Origin of the sequence: Streptomyces sp. MBT65 (genome assembly GCF_016612545.1) — a bacterium.
Classification (GTDB): Bacteria; Actinomycetota; Actinomycetes; order Streptomycetales; family Streptomycetaceae; genus Streptomyces.
Genome location: NZ_JAENRY010000072.1, coordinates 17,681 through 35,382 on the forward strand (window position 1 = coordinate 17,681; position 17,702 = coordinate 35,382).

The following is a 17,702-nucleotide window of genomic DNA, read 5'->3' on the forward strand; positions in this document are numbered from 1 at the left end:
GCTGTATAAGCGCTGTAATTGCGGACGTGGTCAGTGAGGGCGCTGTGGGACGCAGAGTGGGAACGTTGCGTGCCGAAACCGCCCTCAAAACGCTCGCCACCGACCTCGGCCCCCGCGAACGGCTGCGCCGCGTCCTCGAACAGGCCCTCGTCTTCGCCGGTGCGAGCTTCGCCGGGGTGTACACACCCGGCGACGACGCGGACCTGCTGTGCCTGGTCGAGTCGGCCGGTGTGCCGCGCACGCTGTACGGGCTGCGGGACGGCTATCCGGCGTCCGGCGGATCACCGGCCGCCGAGGCCCGGCGGGCCGGGCACCCGGTGTGGTTCGGTCCCGAGGAACTCGCCGCCGGCGGCGACGCACGACGCCTGCCGACGGGGGAGTTCCACCTCGCGGCGCTGCCCGTGCGCGGCGAGAAGGGCGGCGGCTGTCTGCTCGCGGTGAGCGAACGCCCGGCCGGATTCGCCGGCGAGGACCGTGAGTGCCTCGCGCTGATCGCCGACGCGGTCGCGATCCCGGTGCTCGCCGAGGCCGTCGCGGGCGAGGACCTGGCCGCGGGCGCCTTCGACCTGGCCATGGACACCGGGCGGGTCGAGGTCGGCGGCGACGTCCTGGAACTGTTCGGGCTCGCCACCGGCGACTTCGACGGCAAGGTCGAGACCCTGCTCGGACTGACCGTGCCGGAGGACCTGCCCTCGCTGATGTCCGTCGTCGAGGCCGACCACATGGCCATCGGCGACCGCGAGCTGGAGTTCCGGGTTCTCCAGCCCTCGGGAACACCGAAGTGGCTGCGGCTTCAGGGCCGGCTCCTGCCCGGCGGCGACGGCCGCCCGGCCCGCCTCGTCGGCACCGTCGGCGACGCCTCCCAGCTGCGCTCCGGCGTCAACGACGTGGCCCGCGTCCAGCGCCTCGCCGCCGCGCTCGCCATGGCCGGCACGGTCCGTGACGTCAGCCAGGCCGTGGTCGCCGCCCTGCGCAAACCGCTGCGCGCCGACCGCATCGCGCTTGCCGAACTGGAGGGCGACCGGCTCGTCGTCACCGTCCTCGACCCGCCCGAACCCGAGTCCTGGCCCGAGCTGTGGCGCCAGGAGTGGCGCAGCGAATGGCCCGACGCGCCCGTCCGTACGATGCCCACCCTCGCCGCCGCCCTGCGCGAGGGCCGCGCCGCGATCTGGCCCGCCGGCACCGACCTGGAACCCGCCCTCGCCGAGGTCGGACCGGGCGGCCTCGCCGTGCTGCCGCTGTCCGCGGGCGGCCGGGTCTCCGGTGCCTGTCTGATCGGCTGGGACGACCCGCACGTCTTCGGCTCCGACGAACGGGCCCTGCTCACCGCCTCCGCAGGACTCGCCGGGCAGGCCCTGATGCGCGCCCGCGCCTTCGACGCCGAGCACGAACTCGTCGGCATGCTCCAGCGCCAACTGCTGCCGCGCCGGCTGCCGAACCTGCCCGGCGCGGTCGCCGTCGCCCGCTATCTGCCGACCACGGCCGGCCTCGAGGTCGGCGGCGACTGGTACGACGTCATCCCGCTGCCCGACAACCACGTCGCCCTCGTCATCGGCGACGTCCAGGGCCACAACGCGGGCGCCGCCACCCTCATGGGCCAGATGCGCACCGCGCTGCGCGCCTACGCCGTCGAGGGACACCCGCCCGACGTCGTCGTCTCGCACGCCAACCGCCTCCTCATCGACCTGGAGACCGACCTCTTCGCCACCTGCTGCTACGTCGACGTGAACCTGGAGGAAGGTTCCGCCTGGTACGTGCGGGCCGGTCACCTCCCACCCGTCCTGCGGTACCCGGACGGCAGCACCGAGATCCCCTACGCGGACGGCGGACCGCCGCTCGGCGTGGTCACCCAGGCCGACTTCCCGATGAGCCCGCTGCGGCTCCAGCCCGGCACCGTCGTCGCCCTCACCACCGACGGTCTCGTGGAGTCCAAGGAGGCCGACATCGACGAGGGCCTCGACCGCCTCGCGCACGGCCTCGCCGTCTCCGACCCCGCGCACCTCGGCCTCGTCGCCGACGCGCTGCTCGGCAACGCCCGCCGCGAGGACGACGTAGCCCTCCTCCTGATGCGCTACGACGGCCTGGCCACCCGCCCCCGCCGGGAGAACTGGACGGTGTGGCGCGTCCCCGAGGCGGCCCGGCACGCCCGCCGCTTCACCAAGCGCACCCTGCGCACCTGGGGTGTCACCGAGGAGACCGACACCATCCTGCTCGTCGTCTCCGAGCTGGTCACCAACGCCCTGGTGCACACCGACGGACCGGTCCGCCTCGACCTCACCCTCGTCAACCGGCGGTTCCGCGTCGCCGTCGCCGACTCCTCGCCGCGCACCCCGGTCAAGCCCACCAGCATCGGCTGGGAGGCCACCGGCGGCCGCGGCATCCTCCTCGTCGAGGCCATGTCGGCGGCCTGGGGCACGGTGCCGGTGAGCGGCGGCAAACAGGTGTGGGCCGAGATCGCGCTCGACCGGTAGACGGCCGCACGGGTGCCTGTCCGGTCGTGCAGCGGCAGGTCGGGACGGTCGCGCGCGTCCGCCGTGATGGGGTGCGTGCTTGTGGCACACACCTTCGAGGAACTCGTCGAGAAGCACCGCGCGGCCCAGGCGGCACGCGCCCGGGTCAAGGAGATGCGGGACTCCCTGGGAGCCCCCGCGCACGAATCCTGGACCGAGGCCGAGACCGACATCTACGAGACCGCCTGGCGGGCCTGGCGCGACCTGGCCCGCGACATGCAGTCCGCGGCGGACGAGTACGCACGGGACGAGGGCCTCGACCGGGCCGAGGTCGAGGCGGACGTGGCACGGGCAGCGGGGGACTCACCGGGTCCGACGGCCGGCTAGACACCTTCCGTACCCCCCATCGTTGGCCGGTCGTAACAAACGAACATAGGGAGGAACGATGCGCGTCCGAAGATGACGCTAAGGTGAAGCGATGAAGGCTCTCGTTCTCTCCGGCGGCACTGGATCCCGCCTGAGGCCGATCACACACACATCGGCAAAACAGCTCGTCCCGGTGGCCAACAAGGCCGTCCTTTTCTACGGGCTCGAATCACTCGCCGACGCGGGCATCACCGAGGTCGGCATCATCGTCGGTGACACCGCGGCGGAGATCGAGCAGGCGGTGGGCGACGGGTCGAAGTTCGGCCTGAAGGTCACCTACATCCCGCAGGACCAGCCCCTCGGACTGGCCCACGCCGTGCTGATCGCGCGCGAGTACCTCGGCGACGACGACTTCGTGATGTACCTCGGTGACAACTTCATCGTCGGCGGCATCACCGGCCTCGTCGAGGGCTTCCAGGCCAACAAGCCCGACGCACAGATCCTTCTCACCCACGTGCCGGACCCGCGCTCCTTCGGCGTCGCCGAACTCAGCGAATCGGGCCAGGTCATCGGCCTGGAGGAGAAGCCCGAGCACCCCAAGAGCGACCTCGCCCTGGTCGGTGTCTACCTCTTCACGCCCGCCATCCACGACGCCGTGCGGGCCATCAAGCCGTCCTGGCGCGGCGAGCTGGAGATCACCCACGCGATCCAGCAGCTGATCGACGACGGCGCCGACGTGCGCTCCTCGGTCATCCACGGCTACTGGAAGGACACGGGCAACGTCGTCGACATGCTCGAGGTCAACCGGACCGTCCTGGAGAGCATGGACCGCCGCATCGACGGCGAGGTCGACGACGCCTCCGAGACCATCGGCCGCGTGGTCATCGAGGCAGGAGCGCGCATCGAGCGCTCGCGCATCGTCGGACCCGTCGTCATCGGGGCCGGAACCGTCGTGAGCGACTCCTACGTCGGTCCGTTCACCTCGGTCGCGGAGAACTGCCGGATCACCGACAGTGAGCTGGAGTTCTCCATAGTGCTGCAGGACTCGTCCATCGCCGGGGTGGGCCGGATCGAGTCCTCGCTCATCGGCAAGCACGTCGAAGTGACCCCCGCTCCGGGGGTACCCAGCGCCCACCGCCTCGTTCTCGGAGACCACAGCAAGGTGCAGATCCGTTCATGAATCTCCTCGTCACCGGCGCCGCCGGCTTCATCGGTTCCACGTACGCCCGGATGCTCCTCGCCTCGGACGCGCCCGACGCGCCCCGCATCACGGTGCTGGACAAGCTCACGTACGCCGGCACGCTCGACAACCTCGACATAGGCCACCCGCGCCTCGAGTTCGTCCAGGGCGACATCTGCGACACCGAACTGGTCGACAAGCTGATGGCCGAGGCGGACCAGGTCGTCCACTTCGCCGCCGAGTCCCACGTGGACCGCTCGATCAACGGCGCCGGCGACTTCGTCCGCACCAACGTGGTGGGCACCCAGGTCCTGCTGGATGCGGCCCTGCGCTACAGCGTCCCGTTCGTGCACGTCTCCACCGACGAGGTCTACGGCTCCATCGAGACCGGCTCCTGGCCCGAGACCCACCCGCTCGCGCCGAACTCGCCGTACTCCGCGTCGAAGGCCTCCTCCGACCTGCTCGCCCTGGCCTACCACCGCACCCACGGCCTGGACGTGCGTGTCACCCGCTGCTCGAACAACTACGGGCCGCACCAGTTCCCCGAGAAGGTCATCCCGCTGTTCGTCAGCAACCTCCTCGACGGCAAGAAGGTCCCGCTCTACGGCGAGGGCCTCAACGTCCGCGACTGGCTGCACGTCGAGGACCACTGCCAGGGCATCGAGCTGGTCCGCACCAAGGGCCGGGCCGGCGAGGTCTACAACATCGGCGGCGGCACCGAGCTCAGCAACAAGGAACTCACCGGCCTGCTGCTGGAGGCCTGCGGCGCGGACTGGGACCGGGTCGAGCGCGTCGAGGACCGCAAGGGCCACGACCTGCGCTACTCCGTCGACTGGTCCAAGATCCACGACGAGCTGGGCTACCAGCCGCAGCACGACTTCGCGAGCGGCCTGGCCGACACCGTCGCCTGGTACCGCGACAACCGTGCCTGGTGGGAACCCCTCAAGGCCCGGGTGGAGCGCGCCTGATGATGTGGCTGATCACCGGTGCCGGCGGGATGCTCGGCCACGACGTCCTCGACGAACTCGCCCGCCGCGGTGAGCAGTTCGTCGGTCTCGACCGCGCCGCCCTGGACGTCACCGACCCCGCGTCGGTGGACCGGGCGTTCGCGGAACACCACCCAGACGTGGTCGTGAACTGCGCGGCGTACACCGCCGTCGACGACGCCGAGACCGACGAGGAGCGCGCCCTTCGCATCAACGGCGAGGGGCCCCGGCTCCTCGCCCGCGCCTGCGCCGCCTCCGGCGCGCGCATGGTGCACGTCTCCACGGACTACGTCTTCGACGGCGAGGCCCGCAGCACGCCGTACCCGGAGAACCACTCCACCGCCCCGCGCACCGCCTACGGCCGGACCAAACTCGCGGGCGAGCAGGCCGTGTTGGCCGAACTGCCCGGTAACAGCGCGGTTGTCCGAACGGCTTGGCTGTACGGAGCCTGTGGGGGTAACTTCGTCCGCACGATGATCGAGCTGGAAGCACGTCGCGACACTCTCGACGTCGTCGACGACCAGCACGGACAGCCGACCTGGACCGCCGACGTCGCCGTACGGATCGCCGATCTCGGCGCCCGCATCGGTCACGTCGAAGGCGCGCACGGGGTGTTCCACGCGACCAGCTCCGGTGAGACCAGCTGGCACGGTCTCGCACAGGAGGTGTTCCGGCTCATCGGTGCCGACCCGGAGCGCGTCCGCCCCACCACGAGCGCGGCCTTCGTCCGTCCCGCGCCCCGCCCCGCCTACAGTGCCCTCGGGCACGAGCGGTGGCGGGAGGTCGGCCTGGAACCGCCTAGGGACTGGCGGTCCGCCCTGCACGAAGCACTTCCTCACATCCGCAAGGAGATTTCTTCGTGAAACGCCATGAGTTCCTGCGGGGGCTCCACAAGTCAACCGCGAACCGCAACTACCTGGAGATCGGCGTCAACGACGGCCGCAGCCTGACGCTCTCCCGGGTGCCCAGCGTTGCGATCGATCCCGCGTTCAAGGTGGTCACGGAGATCCGCTGTGACGTCCACCTGGCCAAGGCGACCAGTGACGACTTCTTCGCCCGGGACAACCCGCTGGTGCACCTGCGCGGCGGTCGTCACCCGCTGCGTCAACTGGCCCGCAACCGCAGCCCGTTGGGCTGGTGGAAGACCACCACGCTGGACCTGTCGTTCATCGACGGCATGCACCTCTTCGAGTACGCGCTGCGCGACTTCATCAACGTGGAGAAGCACTCGGACTGGGCCAGCGTCATCGTCTTCGACGACATGCTGCCGCGCAGCATCGACGAGGCGGCCCGGGACCGGCACACCGACGCCTGGACCGGCGACGTCTACAAGCTGGTCGAGATCCTCGCCCGCTACCGTCCCGACCTGGTGACGGTCCTGGTCGACACCCAGCCCACCGGACAGCTCGTGGTGTTCGGCGCCGACCCGACCAGCACGGTCCTCAAGGACAAGTACGACGAGATCGTCGCCGAGTTCGAGGTCCCGGACCCGCAGAAGGTGCCCGAGGCGATCCTGGAGCGCACCACCGCGGTGAAGCCCGAGACGCTGCTGGGTGCCGGCTTCTGGGGCCCCCTCGCCAAAGCCCGTGACCGCGGGACCAAGCGGTCCCGCGGCTGGGAGCCCCTGCGCCGCTCGGTGGAGCAGCTCAGCGTCAGTCGCTGACCTGCCCACCGCGCAGTCGCTCGTAGTAGGCGGAGCAGTCCGCGTAGGACGGAAGAAGTCCTGACTGCTCCGCCTCTGCCAATGTGGGCGCCTCGGCGTCCTTCTCCGACAGCACCGGCTCGAACCCCTCGGGCCACTCGATGCCGAGCGCCGGGTCGAGCGGGTTGATCCCGTGCTCACGTCCGGGCGCGTAGCCCGTCGAGCACAGGTACACCACCGTCGCGTCGTCGGTCAGGGCCATGAACGCGTGCCCAAGACCCTCCGCGAGGAACACGGCGTGCTTGCTGTCGTCGTCCAGCCGGACGGCCTCCCACTGACCGAACGTGGGAGAGCCGACGCGGATGTCCACGATCACGTCGAGGACGGCTCCGCGCACGCACTTGACGTACTTGGCCTGGCTCGGCGGCACGTCGGAGAAGTGCACTCCGCGCACCACACCCCGCCGCGACACCGAGCAGTTGGCCTGGGACAGGGTCAGGTCGTACCCGGTGGCCTCGCGGAACTCCTCGCCGCGGTACCACTCGTGGAAACTGCCCCGGTCGTCGGGGAAGACCTTGGGTTCCAGGACCCAGGCGCCTTCGATTCCCAGTGCTCGCACGTTCTTCCGTCCTCCATGACTTGCTCGGGTACTGCGTCCCGCGCGGGTACCAGGACCCGCGCGGACAGCGCTACTTTTTCAGGGCGCGCTTCAGCTTGCGCGCCACCCGGCGGGCCAGCCCCGGCTTGGGCTTGGCGGCCACCGGCTTCGGGGCCGGCTTGGGCTCGGCGGGCTTGGGCGCCGGCAGCGCCTCCACCCGGACACCGGCGGCGTCACCGGCCACCCGCACCGGCAGCGCCAGGAAACGCTGCCCGGTGGCGGCCGGGGCCAGACACACCGACGCGTTCCACGCCAGGTCCTTCAGCTCGGCGGCGGGCACCTCGGCGGCCAGCCGGGCGCCGGAGGACTCGGGGGAGACCACACCGGGCACGTCCAGGGTCGTACCGGACGACTTGTGGGTCAGGCGCAGCAGTACGTCCGTGCCGGCGGCGACGTAGAAGGGGAGCAGGACGCCGACGCGGGCGCCGGTGACCGTGAAGTCCTCGGGCTTGAGGTCGGCGAGGCCGAGGCGCTTGCTCGCCTTGTCGATGTCGAGGGAGAAGTTGCCGTGCGGCTCGGTGTAGTACGGGAGCAGCACCTGACCGGCGACGACACCGGCGTGCCCGGCGTTCTCGCCGTGCTGCGGGACCGGGCCGAGGCGGGTCTCCTTGTTCCAGGAGCCGATGACGACCCGGACGTAGGTGTCCCAGAGACCGGCGCCCAGCGGGACGCCGGCGGCCGCGGTGGCGGGGTCGATCGTGGCCGTGGCGTGCAGCACCAGGCGGACGCCGGCGCCGTCGGCGATCGTCTCGTGACTGATCTGCACGGGCTGGAAGTGCGAGGCGGCGCTGGTGCGTTCGCGGACGACGAGGTCGGCCGTCGCCTTCTTGATGTTGGCGGTGGCGTCGGCCGTGAGCATGGCGGTCGCCTCGGCGAGGGTCTTCGGCTCCGGGTGCTTGGGAGCGGGGGCGCCCTCGGCCTCGTAGATCGCCGGCTTGTCGTCGATGACGAACTCGGCCCGGTAGTGGACGAGCAGCTTGCCGTCCCGCCACTCGATCTCGCCCGGGACCGCGGTCGGCTTGAGGGAGGCCTCCCACTCGGCGAGCTCGACGAGGTCGTCGTAGCGGTCGGCGGCGGCGAGGGCGGCGACGACCCGCAGCCGCGGGCCGAGACCGGCCGCGACACCGGGGCCGAAGCGCTCGGTCATGACACCGCGGATCTCCTTGAGGAGTTCACGGCGGTACTCGTCGGGGACCTTCAGGAGCCGGCCGCCGCCGAGGCGCTCCATCATCTCCACGCGCAGCCAGCGGCGGTAGATCTTGTCGCGGGCCGGACCCGGCTCGGTGTACTTCTCGACGACGTCGAGGGCCTCGCGCAGGTTCTTGAAGTAGCCGACGGGGTCGAAGCGCTGGAAGCCGGCGTTCGACGCGTCCTCGCGCTTGATGTGGTAATAGCAGACGTAGTCGCTGAGCACGGCGACGTTGTCCGCGGCGAGGTAGGCCTCCGTCACGAAGACGTGGTCCTCCAGGCGGCGACGCCCCTCGGGGAACCGCAGGTTGATGCGGTCGAGGAACGCGCGGCGGAGCATCTTGTGCGGGGTGAGGCTGTCCATCAGCGGCGCGGTCTCGACCGACGCGTGCGGGTAGTTCTTGCGGAACAGCTCCACGGGCACGGCGCGGCCCTTGCCGGCCATCTTGCCGACGATGACGTCGGCGCCGTTGGCCACGCCGTACTCGTACATCCGCTCAAGGGCCTCGTCGCCGAGGTAGTCGTCGTTGTCGACGAACATGACGAACTCGCCCTTGGACGCGGCGATGCCGACGTTGCGGGGCTTGCCCGACCAGCCCGAGGCCTCCTGGTGGATGACCCGGATGTGGGGGTGCTCGGCGGCGATCTCGTCGAGCCGCGCGGGCGTGCCGTCCGTCGAGCCGTCGTTGACGAAGATCGCCTCGTACTCGTCGTTAGGCAGGGACTGCCTGAGGAGAGAGGAGATGCAATCCTCGATGTAGGGCCCTGGGTTGTAGACAGGGACGACGACACTGACCTTGACCGACATCCGGCTTCTGGCCCCCTTGTTTGTGGTGCGCGTTGCCCGATACGGAACGGCGCGGTGGGCTGATGCTAACCCGGTCCGTCTCGATGCCGCCCATTGGGCCGGTGTTGGGCAACGGTTAACCCGGAGTGAACCGATATCAGCTCACGGCGCGGGTCTTGGCCAGAAGTTCCAGGACCTCGGCGGACGTGCCCGTCTCGCCCAGCCGAGGGAAGATCCGCTCGATGCTGTGGACGTGCGAGACGGCGTCCAGGTCGCTCATCGCGTCCGTGGCGAGGGTTACGTGATAGCCGTGCTCGTGGGCCGCGCGGGCGGTGGACTCGACGCCGATGCTGGTGGCGATGCCGGTCAGCACGATCTGCGTGACACCGCGCCGGCGCAGTTGTACGTCCAGGCCGGTGCCGTGGAAGGCACCCCAGTTGCGCTTGACGATGTGGATGTCGCCGAGGTGCCCGGCCAGTTCGTCGACGATGACGTCCCAGCCCTCGGGGCGGGTCGTGCCGCCGCCGCGCTGCTGCTCGGTGCGGCCGGGCACCGCGTCCGCACCGTCGGCCGCGAAGGTGACCCGGACCAGGACCACCGGAAGCCCGGCGGACCGGAAGGCATCGGCGAGTTCGACGGTACGGGCGACGACCTCGGGCCCGCTGTACGGCTGGGTCGGGGCGCCGACGATGCCGCCCTGGAGGTCGATCACGACGAGGGCGGTGTGCGGGTCGAGGGTGGTGAGTGCCATGGGAGAGGCCTTTCAGGAGGTACGGGGGCTCACACGGTCTTGGGGGTGAGGGTCCGAAGCGAACGGTCGGGCAGGGTGATCGCCAGGAGCAGCGCCGACCCGATGGCCATGAACAGGGCCAGGCCGTGCAGTCCCGGGGTGTCGGCGCGGTGCGGGAAGAAGGCCGCGGTGGCCGCCGAGGCGGCGAGTGCGCCGAGGTACATGAAGGTGCGCAGCAGTCCGGCGGCGGACGCGATGCGCGCGGGCTCGGCCTGCCGGTACAGGGCGTTCTGCCCGGCGAGGCCCAGCAGGCCCTGCGGTACGCCCAGCACCGCGCCGACGGCGAGCAGCAGCCAGACCGGGCTGCCGGAGCCGACCAGGAACAGCCCGGCGCAGCCGGCGATCTGGACGGCGCCGCCGACGAGCAGCTTGGCGCGGATCGCCTCGCGGCGCCCGGTGAGCGAGGAGACACCGAGGGCGGTCAGCGACAGGGGGAGCAGCACGAGCCCGGCGGCGGAGGCGTGCAGCCCGCGTCCCTCCTCCAGCCACTGCGTGTAGCCGTAGAGGAAGGCGTACGACGTGGTGTAGCCGAGGAACTGGCGGAGGTACGTGGTCACCAGGGGGAGGTTGCCGCCGAGGACCCGCAGGTCGACGAAGGGTTCCGGGACGCGGAGTTCGCGTCGCGCGAAGGCGGTGGCCGCGGCGGCGCTGAGGACCGGGAGGTACCACTCGGAGACTTTGGGGGCGGTCAGGAACATCATCAGCGAGACCAGCATGACGGCGAACAGGAGCATGCCGGGCGGGTCGACATCGCGCCGGATGCCGCTCGTGTCCTTGCCCGTTCTCGGCAGGCGCAGTGCGCCGAGAACCAGGCAGGCCAGGGAGAGGGGCACGTTCACGGTGAAGATCGCGCGCCAGCCGCCGACGCCGATGAGGAAACCGCCGAGCGTGGGCCCGATCACCGACACCGTCTGCGCGGAGACCGCCAGCGCGGTGAGGACACCGGCCGGACTGTCCTGGCCGGTGCGCTCGGCCTCGCTGCGGGTCAGCTGCATCGCGGCCGGATACGCGGCCGAGGTGCCGAACCCGAGCAGGACGCGGGCGGCGATCAGCACACCGAGCGACGGCGCGAGGGCGCCCATGACTCCGGCGATGCCGACCAGGGCCGTACCGATGAGATAGAGCCGGCGCGGCCCGTACATGTCGACGAGCCGCCCGATGACCGGCTGCCCCACCGCCGTGGCGAGATACAGCGCCGAGACCAGCCACACCGTCTCCGAGGGCGGGGCCCCGAAGGCGATGCCGATGGGCACCAGGGCCACGGCGATCATCGAGGAGTTGATCGGGTTCAGTACGGAACCGAGGACCATCGGCGCGATCAGCCGCCGGTCGAAACCGGCCGGCGCGGGACGCGTGGTCCGTACCGTCCGGGAGAGCTTCGGTATCACTGCTCGGACAGCCGTTCCATCAACGCCAGCGCGTCGAGGATCGTCCGCCGTTCCCGCTCGGTGTACCGGTCCTCGAAGGCGCGCGCGAGCCACTCCTCGCGGACCTGCCGGTTGTCCTCGATCCGCGCGCGTCCTGCTTCGGTGAGCGTGACGAGTTGTCTACGGCCGTCCTCGGGGTCGGGGCTGCGCCGGATCAGCCCGTGCTGGTCCAGGGCGGCGAGGGTGGCGGCCATCGACTGCGGTCTGACCCCCTCGGCGGACGCCAGGGCGCTGGCCGTGGCCGCGCCGTGCTTGCCGACGAGCGTGAGCGCCGACTCCTGCGAAGGGGTCAGGTCCTCGTCCGTCGCCACCTCACGGATCCTGCGCCGCAGTCGGCTGAGCACCACCCGAAGGTCGCGTGCGGAGCGGGCGGCGGAGTCGGAGATGCCCGCGGGGGTCTCGGTCGGCTGGTGATCCACACCCTCACCGTAGGACTCTCAGGTTCACCTGTCCAGTTGAAACTGAACAGGTACGACTGAAGATCTGTGGACCCTAGGCTGAGGTGGTGCGACTGCTGCTGATGTCCGACACCCACCTCCCCAAGCGCGCCAGGGAACTGCCCGAGCGGCTCCTGGCCGAACTCCCGCGTGCCGACGTCGTGTTCCACGCCGGCGACTGGGTCGACACCGCGACCCTCGACCTGCTGGAGAGCCGCAGCCGCCGGCTCGTCGGTGTCTACGGCAACAACGACGGACCCGAACTGCGCGCCAGGCTCCCGGAGTCGGCCCATGTCGAGCTGGACGGCCTGCGCTTCGGCGTCGTGCACGAGACGGGCCCCGCCCAGGGCCGCGAGGCGCGCTGCGCGGCCCGCTTCCCCGACCTGGACGTGCTGGTCTTCGGGCACAGCCACATCCCCTGGGACACCACCGCCCCCAGCGGCCTGCGCCTGCTCAACCCGGGCTCCCCGACGGACCGGCGCCGCCAACCCCATTGCACCTACCTCACGGCGACGGTCACCGACGGCACCCTGAAGGACCTGGTTCTCCACCGACTGCCGCCCAGGTGACGCGGCGACTCACGTGACGGGCACCCGGTGGATCGCCCCCGCCGCCTCCGTCAACGGACCGCCCGTCCCGCCCCACCGCAGCGCCACGATCTCGGCGGCCACGGACACGGCCACCTCCTCGGGCGTACGGGCACCGAGATCCAGGCCGACCGGTGACCGCAGCCGGGCCAACTCGCCCTCCGTGAGGCCGATTTCGCGCAGTCGCCGCATCCGCTCGTCATGCGTGCGGCGGCTGCCCATCGCCCCGATGTACGCGGCCGGCCTGCGCAGTGCCTCCTCCAGCAGCGGTACGTCGAACTTCGGGTCGTGGGTCAGGACGCAGATCACCGTGCGTTCGTCGGTGTCCGTGCCGCGCAGATAGCGGTGCGGCCAGTCCACGACCACCTCCACGCCCGCCGGGAAGCGTTTCGGCGTGGCGAACACCGGGCGGGCGTCGCACACGGTGACCCGGTAGCCGAGGAAGTCGCCGATCCGCGCGACCGCCGCCGCGTAGTCGATCGCGCCGAAGACCAGCATCCGGGGCGGCGGCGCGAAGGAGTGCAGGAACACGGTGACGGAGTCCTCGCGTCGCTCTCCGTGCGGTCCGTAGTGCCGCAACCCCGTTGCCCCGAGGGCGAGTTCACCACGGGCGTCGGCGCTGACCGCCACGTCGAGGCCGGGCGTGCCGAGGGTGCCGTCCACCCTGTCGGGCCAGACGGCGAGCGTGGCGCCGCGCGCTGCCGGACCGCCGACGACCGTCGCCACGGTCACCGGTTCGCGCGCCGCGACCGACCGCGCGACCGCTCCGAACGCGGGATCGGCCGCGGGCGTGACGGGCCGTACCAGCACGGTGATCTCGCCGCCGCAGGTGAGCCCGACCGCGAAGGCGTCCTCGTCGCTGTACCCGAAGGTCTCAAGCCGGGCGTCGCCGCTCGCCACGACCTCCCGCGCCAGCTCGAAGACCGCGCCCTCGACACAGCCGCCGGACACACTGCCCACGACCTCGTCGTCCGGGCCCACGGCCATGGCCGCACCGGGGTCGCGCGGCGCGCTGCGGCTGACCGCGACGACGGTGGCCAGACCGAACGGATCCCCTGCCGCGTACCAGCGACCGAGCTCCGGGAGGATCTCCCGCACACCGTGCTCCTCTCACCGCCACAGCCCCCGTACGGACGTTAATCCGTTGCCGTCGCTCCCGCTCCTCTGCTGCACTGATCGGCGGCAGTCACCGACGACCGAGGAGCACCGAGATGCGAGCACCGTTCATGTCCACCCAGGAAGGAAGGCCCCTCTCTTCAAAGGACATGACACCAGGTGCACTTGCTCAACCTCGGAATCCTCGCGCACGTAGACGCCGGTAAGACCAGCCTGACCGAGCGCCTCCTGCACTCGGCGGGTGTGATCGACGAGCTCGGCAGCGTCGACGACGGGAACACCCGTACCGACACCCTCGCGCTGGAGCGCCGGCGCGGCATCACCATCAAGTCGGCCGTCGTCTCGTTCCCGGTCGGCGACGTGACCGTCAACCTGATCGACACCCCCGGCCACCCGGACTTCATCGCCGAGGTGGAGCGGGTGCTCGGCGTGCTCGACGGCGCCGTCCTGGTCGTCTCGGCCGTCGAGGGTGTCCAGCCGCAGACCCGCGTCCTGATGCGCACGCTCCAGCGGCTGCGCATCCCGACACTCCTCTTCGTCAACAAGATCGACCGACGCGGGGCACGCTACGGGGATCTCCTGTCCTCGATCTCCGAGCGGCTCAAGGCGGCCGTCGTCCCGATGGGCACGGTCGAGGGCCTCGGCACCCGCGAGGCCGACTTCCTGCCGGGCCTCGGCCCGACCGCGCCGGCCGTCCTCGCCGACGGCGACGACGCACTGCTCACCGCGTACATCGAGAACACCGTGTCCGACGACCTCCTGCGCACGGCCCTCGCAGCCCAGACCCGCCAGGTCCTCGTGCACCCCGTCTACTTCGGCTCCGCCATCACGGGCGCCGGCGTGGACGCGCTCGTCACCGGCATCAAGGAGTTGCTCCCCGCCGCCCAGGGCGACCCCCAAGGCCCGCTCTCCGGCACGGTGTTCAAGGTCGAGCGCGGTCCGGCGGGGGAGAAGGTGGCGTACGCGCGGATGTTCTCCGGCACGCTGCGCACCCGGGACCGGATCACCTTCGGCGACGCGGGGGAGGAGGGCAAGGTCACCTCGGTCAGCGTATTCGACCGCGGTACGGACCTCGCCGCCGACTCCGTCCCGGCGGGCCGGATCGGCCGGCTGTGGGGGCTTGGCGAGATCAGGATCGGCGACGCGATCGGAGTACCGCGGAAGGCGTACGAGCATGTCTTCGCGCCCCCGACCCTCGAAACGGTCGTCGTCCCGGGCCCGGACACCGACCGGCGGGCCCTGCACCTCGCGCTCACCCGACTCGCCGAACAGGACCCGCTGATCGGTCTGCGCCACGACGAGGTGCGCCAGGAGACCGCCGTCTCGCTCTACGGCGAGGTCCAGAAGGAGGTCATCCAGGACACGCTCGCCGACGAGTTCGGGGTGCGGGTCACCTTCCGCGAGACGACTCCGCTGTGTATCGAGCGGCCGGTCGGCACGGGTGCGGCGGCCGAGTTCAACAAGAAGAATGGGAACCCGTTCCTCGCCACGGTCGGCCTGCGGGTCGACCCGGCCCCGGTCGGCTCGGGCGTGCGGTTCGCTCTGGAGGTCGAGCTGGGCGCGATGCCGTACGCCTTCTTCAAGGCCGTCGAGGACACCGTGCGCGAGACGCTCGGGCAGGGGCTGCACGGCTGGCGGGTCACCGACTGCGTGGTCACCATGACGCACTCCGGTTACTCGCCCCGGCAGAGCCATGCCCACCAGCGTTTCGACAAGAGCATGTCGAGCACCGGCGCCGACTTCCGCGGACTGACCCCGCTCGTCCTCGTCGAGGCGCTGCGCCGGGCGGGGAGCCGGGTGCACGAGCCGATGCACCGGTTCCGCGTCGAGGCCCCGGCCGACACCCTCGCCACCCTGCTGCCGGTCCTCGCCGCGCTGCGCGCCGTACCGCGGACCACCGAGACCCACGGGTCGCTCGGTGTGCTGGAAGGAGAGGTGCCGGCGGCCCAAGTGCACCGGCTGGAGCGGCAGTTGCCTGGGCTGACCCGAGGGGAGGGGGAGTGGGAGAGCGCCTTCGACCACTACGCGCCCGTCGCGCACGGCACCGTCCCGGAGCGGACGCGCACCGACCACAACCCGCTGAACCGGAAGGAGTACCTGCTGAACGTGGTGCGCCGGGTCGGCTGAAAATGTTTCAACAGGGCTTGCGGTGCGGGAACTTACTCGTGAGTCAGAAGTGTTGACAGTGTCCGGAAATCACCGGACTGTAGTGGACATGACGAATGTCCGGGCGCGTTTGATCGTGGTCCTGGTTGTCCTCTGCGGATTCCTGTCGGTGCTGGGCGCTGGGCCCGCCACCGCCGCCACCCCAACCGACTCCCTCTGGTTCGACGGCTCAGCGCTGACCGTGCAGAACGGCAGCTTCGTGGACAGTTACGGCCGCCAGGTCGTGCTGCGTGGCTACAACGTCTCCGGTGAGACCAAACTGGCGGAGAACGACGGTCTCCCCTTCGCCTCGGTCGCCGACGCGAAGAAGTCCGCGACCGCGCTGCGCGCCCTCGGCGGCGGCAACTCGGTCCGCTTCCTGCTCTCCTGGGCCTACGCCGAACCCGTCCGGGGCCAGGTCGACACCACGTACCTGGCCGCCGCCACCGCGCAGATGCAGGCGTTCCTCGACGCCGGCATCCGCGTCTACCCCGACTTCCATCAGGACCTGTACTCCAAGTACCTGTTCAACAGCGGAAGTTGGTACACCGGCGACGGCGCCCCCAAGTGGGCCGTGGCGCTGGGGAGTTACCCGCAGGAGTCCTGCGGCATCTGCCTCTTCTGGGGTCAGAACATCACCCAGAACTCGGCCGTCACCAAGGCCCAGTACGACTTCTGGCACAACAACTACGGCCTCCAGGACTCCTTCCTCGCCACCGCCCAGTCGACCATGACGTACATCCAACAGCACCTCACCACCGAGGAGTTCGCGGGCGTCGTCGGCTTCGACCCGTACAACGAACCCTTCGCCGGGACCTACGACTCCGGCCAGACCAGCCGTACCTGGGAGCAGAACCTGCTCTGGCCGTTCTATGTGAAGTTCCGGGCCCGGATGGACGCGGCCGGCTGGACCGCCAAGCCCGCCCTCGTCGAGCCGAACCTCTTCTGGAACTCCAACATCTCCAGCCAGGTGCAGGTGGGCGGACTCCTCGACGCGGGCACACTCGGCTCGCGCTATGTCTTCAACACCCACTTCTACGACCAGAAGGCGATCTCCGGCATCCTGATGTGGGGCAACGCGGCCGACGGTCAGTACTCGACCGACTTCGGGACGGTCCGTGACCGGGCCACCGCGGCCGGCACCGCCGCCATCGTCAGCGAGTTCGGGCATCCGCTGTCCGGCTCGGTCTCCGGCAAGGCGCCGACCGTCCTCAAGGCGATGTACCAGGCACTCGACTCCCGGCTGCCGGGCGCCAGTTGGTGGTCCGACCCGGCGGGCTCCGGTCCGGTCCTGTCCGGTACGCAGTGGCAGTGGGACATCTACAACGGCCGCCACAGCGAGCTGATGAACGACAACCCCGACAAGGTGCTCACCTCCGGCGACGCCTGGAACGACGAGGACCTCTCCGCCGTCAACATGACCGACTCCGGGACGGTGACACTCCGTCAGGACGCCCGGCTGCTCGACCGGATCTACCCGAGCGCGACCGCCGGCACCACGGTCGCCTTCACCTACGAGGACCGCTCCCGCGACGGCTCCACGACCCTGACCTGGAACCCGGTCCCCAGCACCCTCCCGAACGTGTCCTCGCTGGTCGGCTCCGGCCAGTACGGCCTGCTGATGTGGCGCTCCAACAGCTCCACCGCGCCGACCGAACTCCACCTCCCGGCGTCCTTCCCGGCGGCGTCCACCACCGTGGTCTCCGACCTGGGAGCCGTCTCGGGTGTCCCGGCGTACACGTCGTCGACCCCGATCGGCTGGGCCAACGAACCGGGCGGCACCGGCAGCCACCGCCTGCTGCTCTCCGCCACCGGCTCCGGAACCCTGCACTACGCCCTGATCACCAACGGCGCGTCGAGCCCCTCCTCGACGCTGCTGAGCGCGGCCAAGTCCGAACTGGCCACCTGGGCGGCATCGCACAGCTGACAAGGACAACGGCACC

The 17,702-nt window shown here is 70.7% G+C and carries 15 protein-coding genes; 9 read left to right on the forward strand and 6 right to left on the reverse strand.

From position 1 onward, the window contains the following. Positions 1 to 26: 26 nt before the first annotated feature. The 6 genes from JHN63_RS18415 to JHN63_RS18440 all read left to right on the forward strand — a co-directional run bounded on the left by JHN63_RS18415 (position 27) and on the right by JHN63_RS18440 (position 6,645). A complete protein-coding gene (locus JHN63_RS18415; RefSeq protein WP_200682166.1) occupies positions 27 to 2,471 on the forward strand; it encodes a SpoIIE family protein phosphatase in 2,445 nt (814 codons plus the stop codon). A gap of 81 nt (positions 2,472 to 2,552) precedes the next feature. Continuing rightward, a complete protein-coding gene (locus JHN63_RS18420) occupies positions 2,553 to 2,837 on the forward strand; it encodes a hypothetical protein (RefSeq protein ID WP_200682190.1) in 285 nt (94 codons plus the stop codon). Between the two features lie 91 nt (positions 2,838 to 2,928). Further along, positions 2,929 to 3,996, forward strand: a complete 1,068-nt coding sequence (locus tag JHN63_RS18425; protein WP_200682167.1) for a glucose-1-phosphate thymidylyltransferase — start codon at positions 2,929 to 2,931, stop codon at positions 3,994 to 3,996. After that, positions 3,993 to 4,964, forward strand: a complete 972-nt coding sequence (gene rfbB / locus JHN63_RS18430; protein ID WP_200682168.1) for a dTDP-glucose 4,6-dehydratase — start codon at positions 3,993 to 3,995, stop codon at positions 4,962 to 4,964. The genes JHN63_RS18425 and rfbB overlap by 4 nt, the downstream gene beginning before the upstream one ends. After that, complete coding sequence (gene rfbD / locus JHN63_RS18435; protein WP_200682169.1) at positions 4,964 to 5,845, forward strand: dTDP-4-dehydrorhamnose reductase; 882 nt, start codon at positions 4,964 to 4,966, stop codon at positions 5,843 to 5,845. The genes rfbB and rfbD overlap by 1 nt, the downstream gene beginning before the upstream one ends. Next, on the forward strand, positions 5,842 to 6,645 hold the full coding sequence (locus tag JHN63_RS18440) for a class I SAM-dependent methyltransferase (RefSeq protein ID WP_200682170.1): 804 nt from the start codon (positions 5,842 to 5,844) through the stop codon (positions 6,643 to 6,645). The genes rfbD and JHN63_RS18440 overlap by 4 nt, the downstream gene beginning before the upstream one ends. On the opposite strand, the gene rfbC is transcribed toward JHN63_RS18440, so the two are convergent. The 5 genes from rfbC to JHN63_RS18465 form a co-directional block, all read right to left on the reverse strand. Next, positions 6,635 to 7,243 (reverse strand): dTDP-4-dehydrorhamnose 3,5-epimerase, encoded by a 609-nt coding sequence (gene rfbC / locus JHN63_RS18445; protein ID WP_200682171.1) that lies wholly within the window; start codon positions 7,241 to 7,243, stop codon positions 6,635 to 6,637. The two genes, JHN63_RS18440 and rfbC, sit on opposite strands and share 11 nt — an antisense overlap. 70 nt (positions 7,244 to 7,313) lie before the next feature. Beyond that, on the reverse strand, positions 7,314 to 9,278 hold the full coding sequence (locus tag JHN63_RS18450; RefSeq protein ID WP_200682172.1) for a glycosyltransferase family A protein: 1,965 nt from the start codon (positions 9,276 to 9,278) through the stop codon (positions 7,314 to 7,316). Between the two features lie 136 nt (positions 9,279 to 9,414). Next, positions 9,415 to 10,008: an isochorismatase family protein gene (locus JHN63_RS18455; protein ID WP_200682173.1), complete on the reverse strand. Its 594-nt coding sequence runs from the start codon at positions 10,006 to 10,008 to the stop codon at positions 9,415 to 9,417. A gap of 29 nt (positions 10,009 to 10,037) precedes the next feature. Further along, positions 10,038 to 11,435: an MFS transporter gene (locus tag JHN63_RS18460; protein ID WP_200682174.1), complete on the reverse strand. Its 1,398-nt coding sequence runs from the start codon at positions 11,433 to 11,435 to the stop codon at positions 10,038 to 10,040. Continuing rightward, on the reverse strand, positions 11,432 to 11,893 hold the full coding sequence (locus JHN63_RS18465; protein ID WP_200682175.1) for a MarR family transcriptional regulator: 462 nt from the start codon (positions 11,891 to 11,893) through the stop codon (positions 11,432 to 11,434). The genes JHN63_RS18460 and JHN63_RS18465 overlap by 4 nt, the downstream gene beginning before the upstream one ends. 86 nt (positions 11,894 to 11,979) lie before the next feature. Between JHN63_RS18465 and JHN63_RS18470 the strand changes: the two genes are divergently transcribed. After that, on the forward strand, positions 11,980 to 12,480 hold the full coding sequence (locus tag JHN63_RS18470; RefSeq protein ID WP_200682176.1) for a metallophosphoesterase: 501 nt from the start codon (positions 11,980 to 11,982) through the stop codon (positions 12,478 to 12,480). A gap of 9 nt (positions 12,481 to 12,489) precedes the next feature. Here JHN63_RS18470 and JHN63_RS18475 read toward each other — a convergent pair whose 3' ends face one another. Then, positions 12,490 to 13,596 carry an XdhC family protein gene (locus JHN63_RS18475; RefSeq protein ID WP_200682177.1) on the reverse strand — a complete coding sequence of 369 codons (1,107 nt, stop codon included), beginning with the start codon at positions 13,594 to 13,596 and terminating at the stop codon, positions 12,490 to 12,492. Between the two features lie 177 nt (positions 13,597 to 13,773). On the opposite strand from JHN63_RS18475, the gene JHN63_RS18480 reads away from it, so the two are divergent. Then, positions 13,774 to 15,741 carry a translation factor GTPase family protein gene (locus JHN63_RS18480; RefSeq protein WP_200682178.1) on the forward strand — a complete coding sequence of 656 codons (1,968 nt, stop codon included), beginning with the start codon at positions 13,774 to 13,776 and terminating at the stop codon, positions 15,739 to 15,741. 88 nt (positions 15,742 to 15,829) lie between these two features. Continuing rightward, entirely contained in the window at positions 15,830 to 17,686 is a 1,857-nt protein-coding gene (locus JHN63_RS18485; protein ID WP_200682179.1) for a cellulase family glycosylhydrolase, read from the forward strand. Positions 17,687 to 17,702 lie beyond the last annotated feature (16 nt).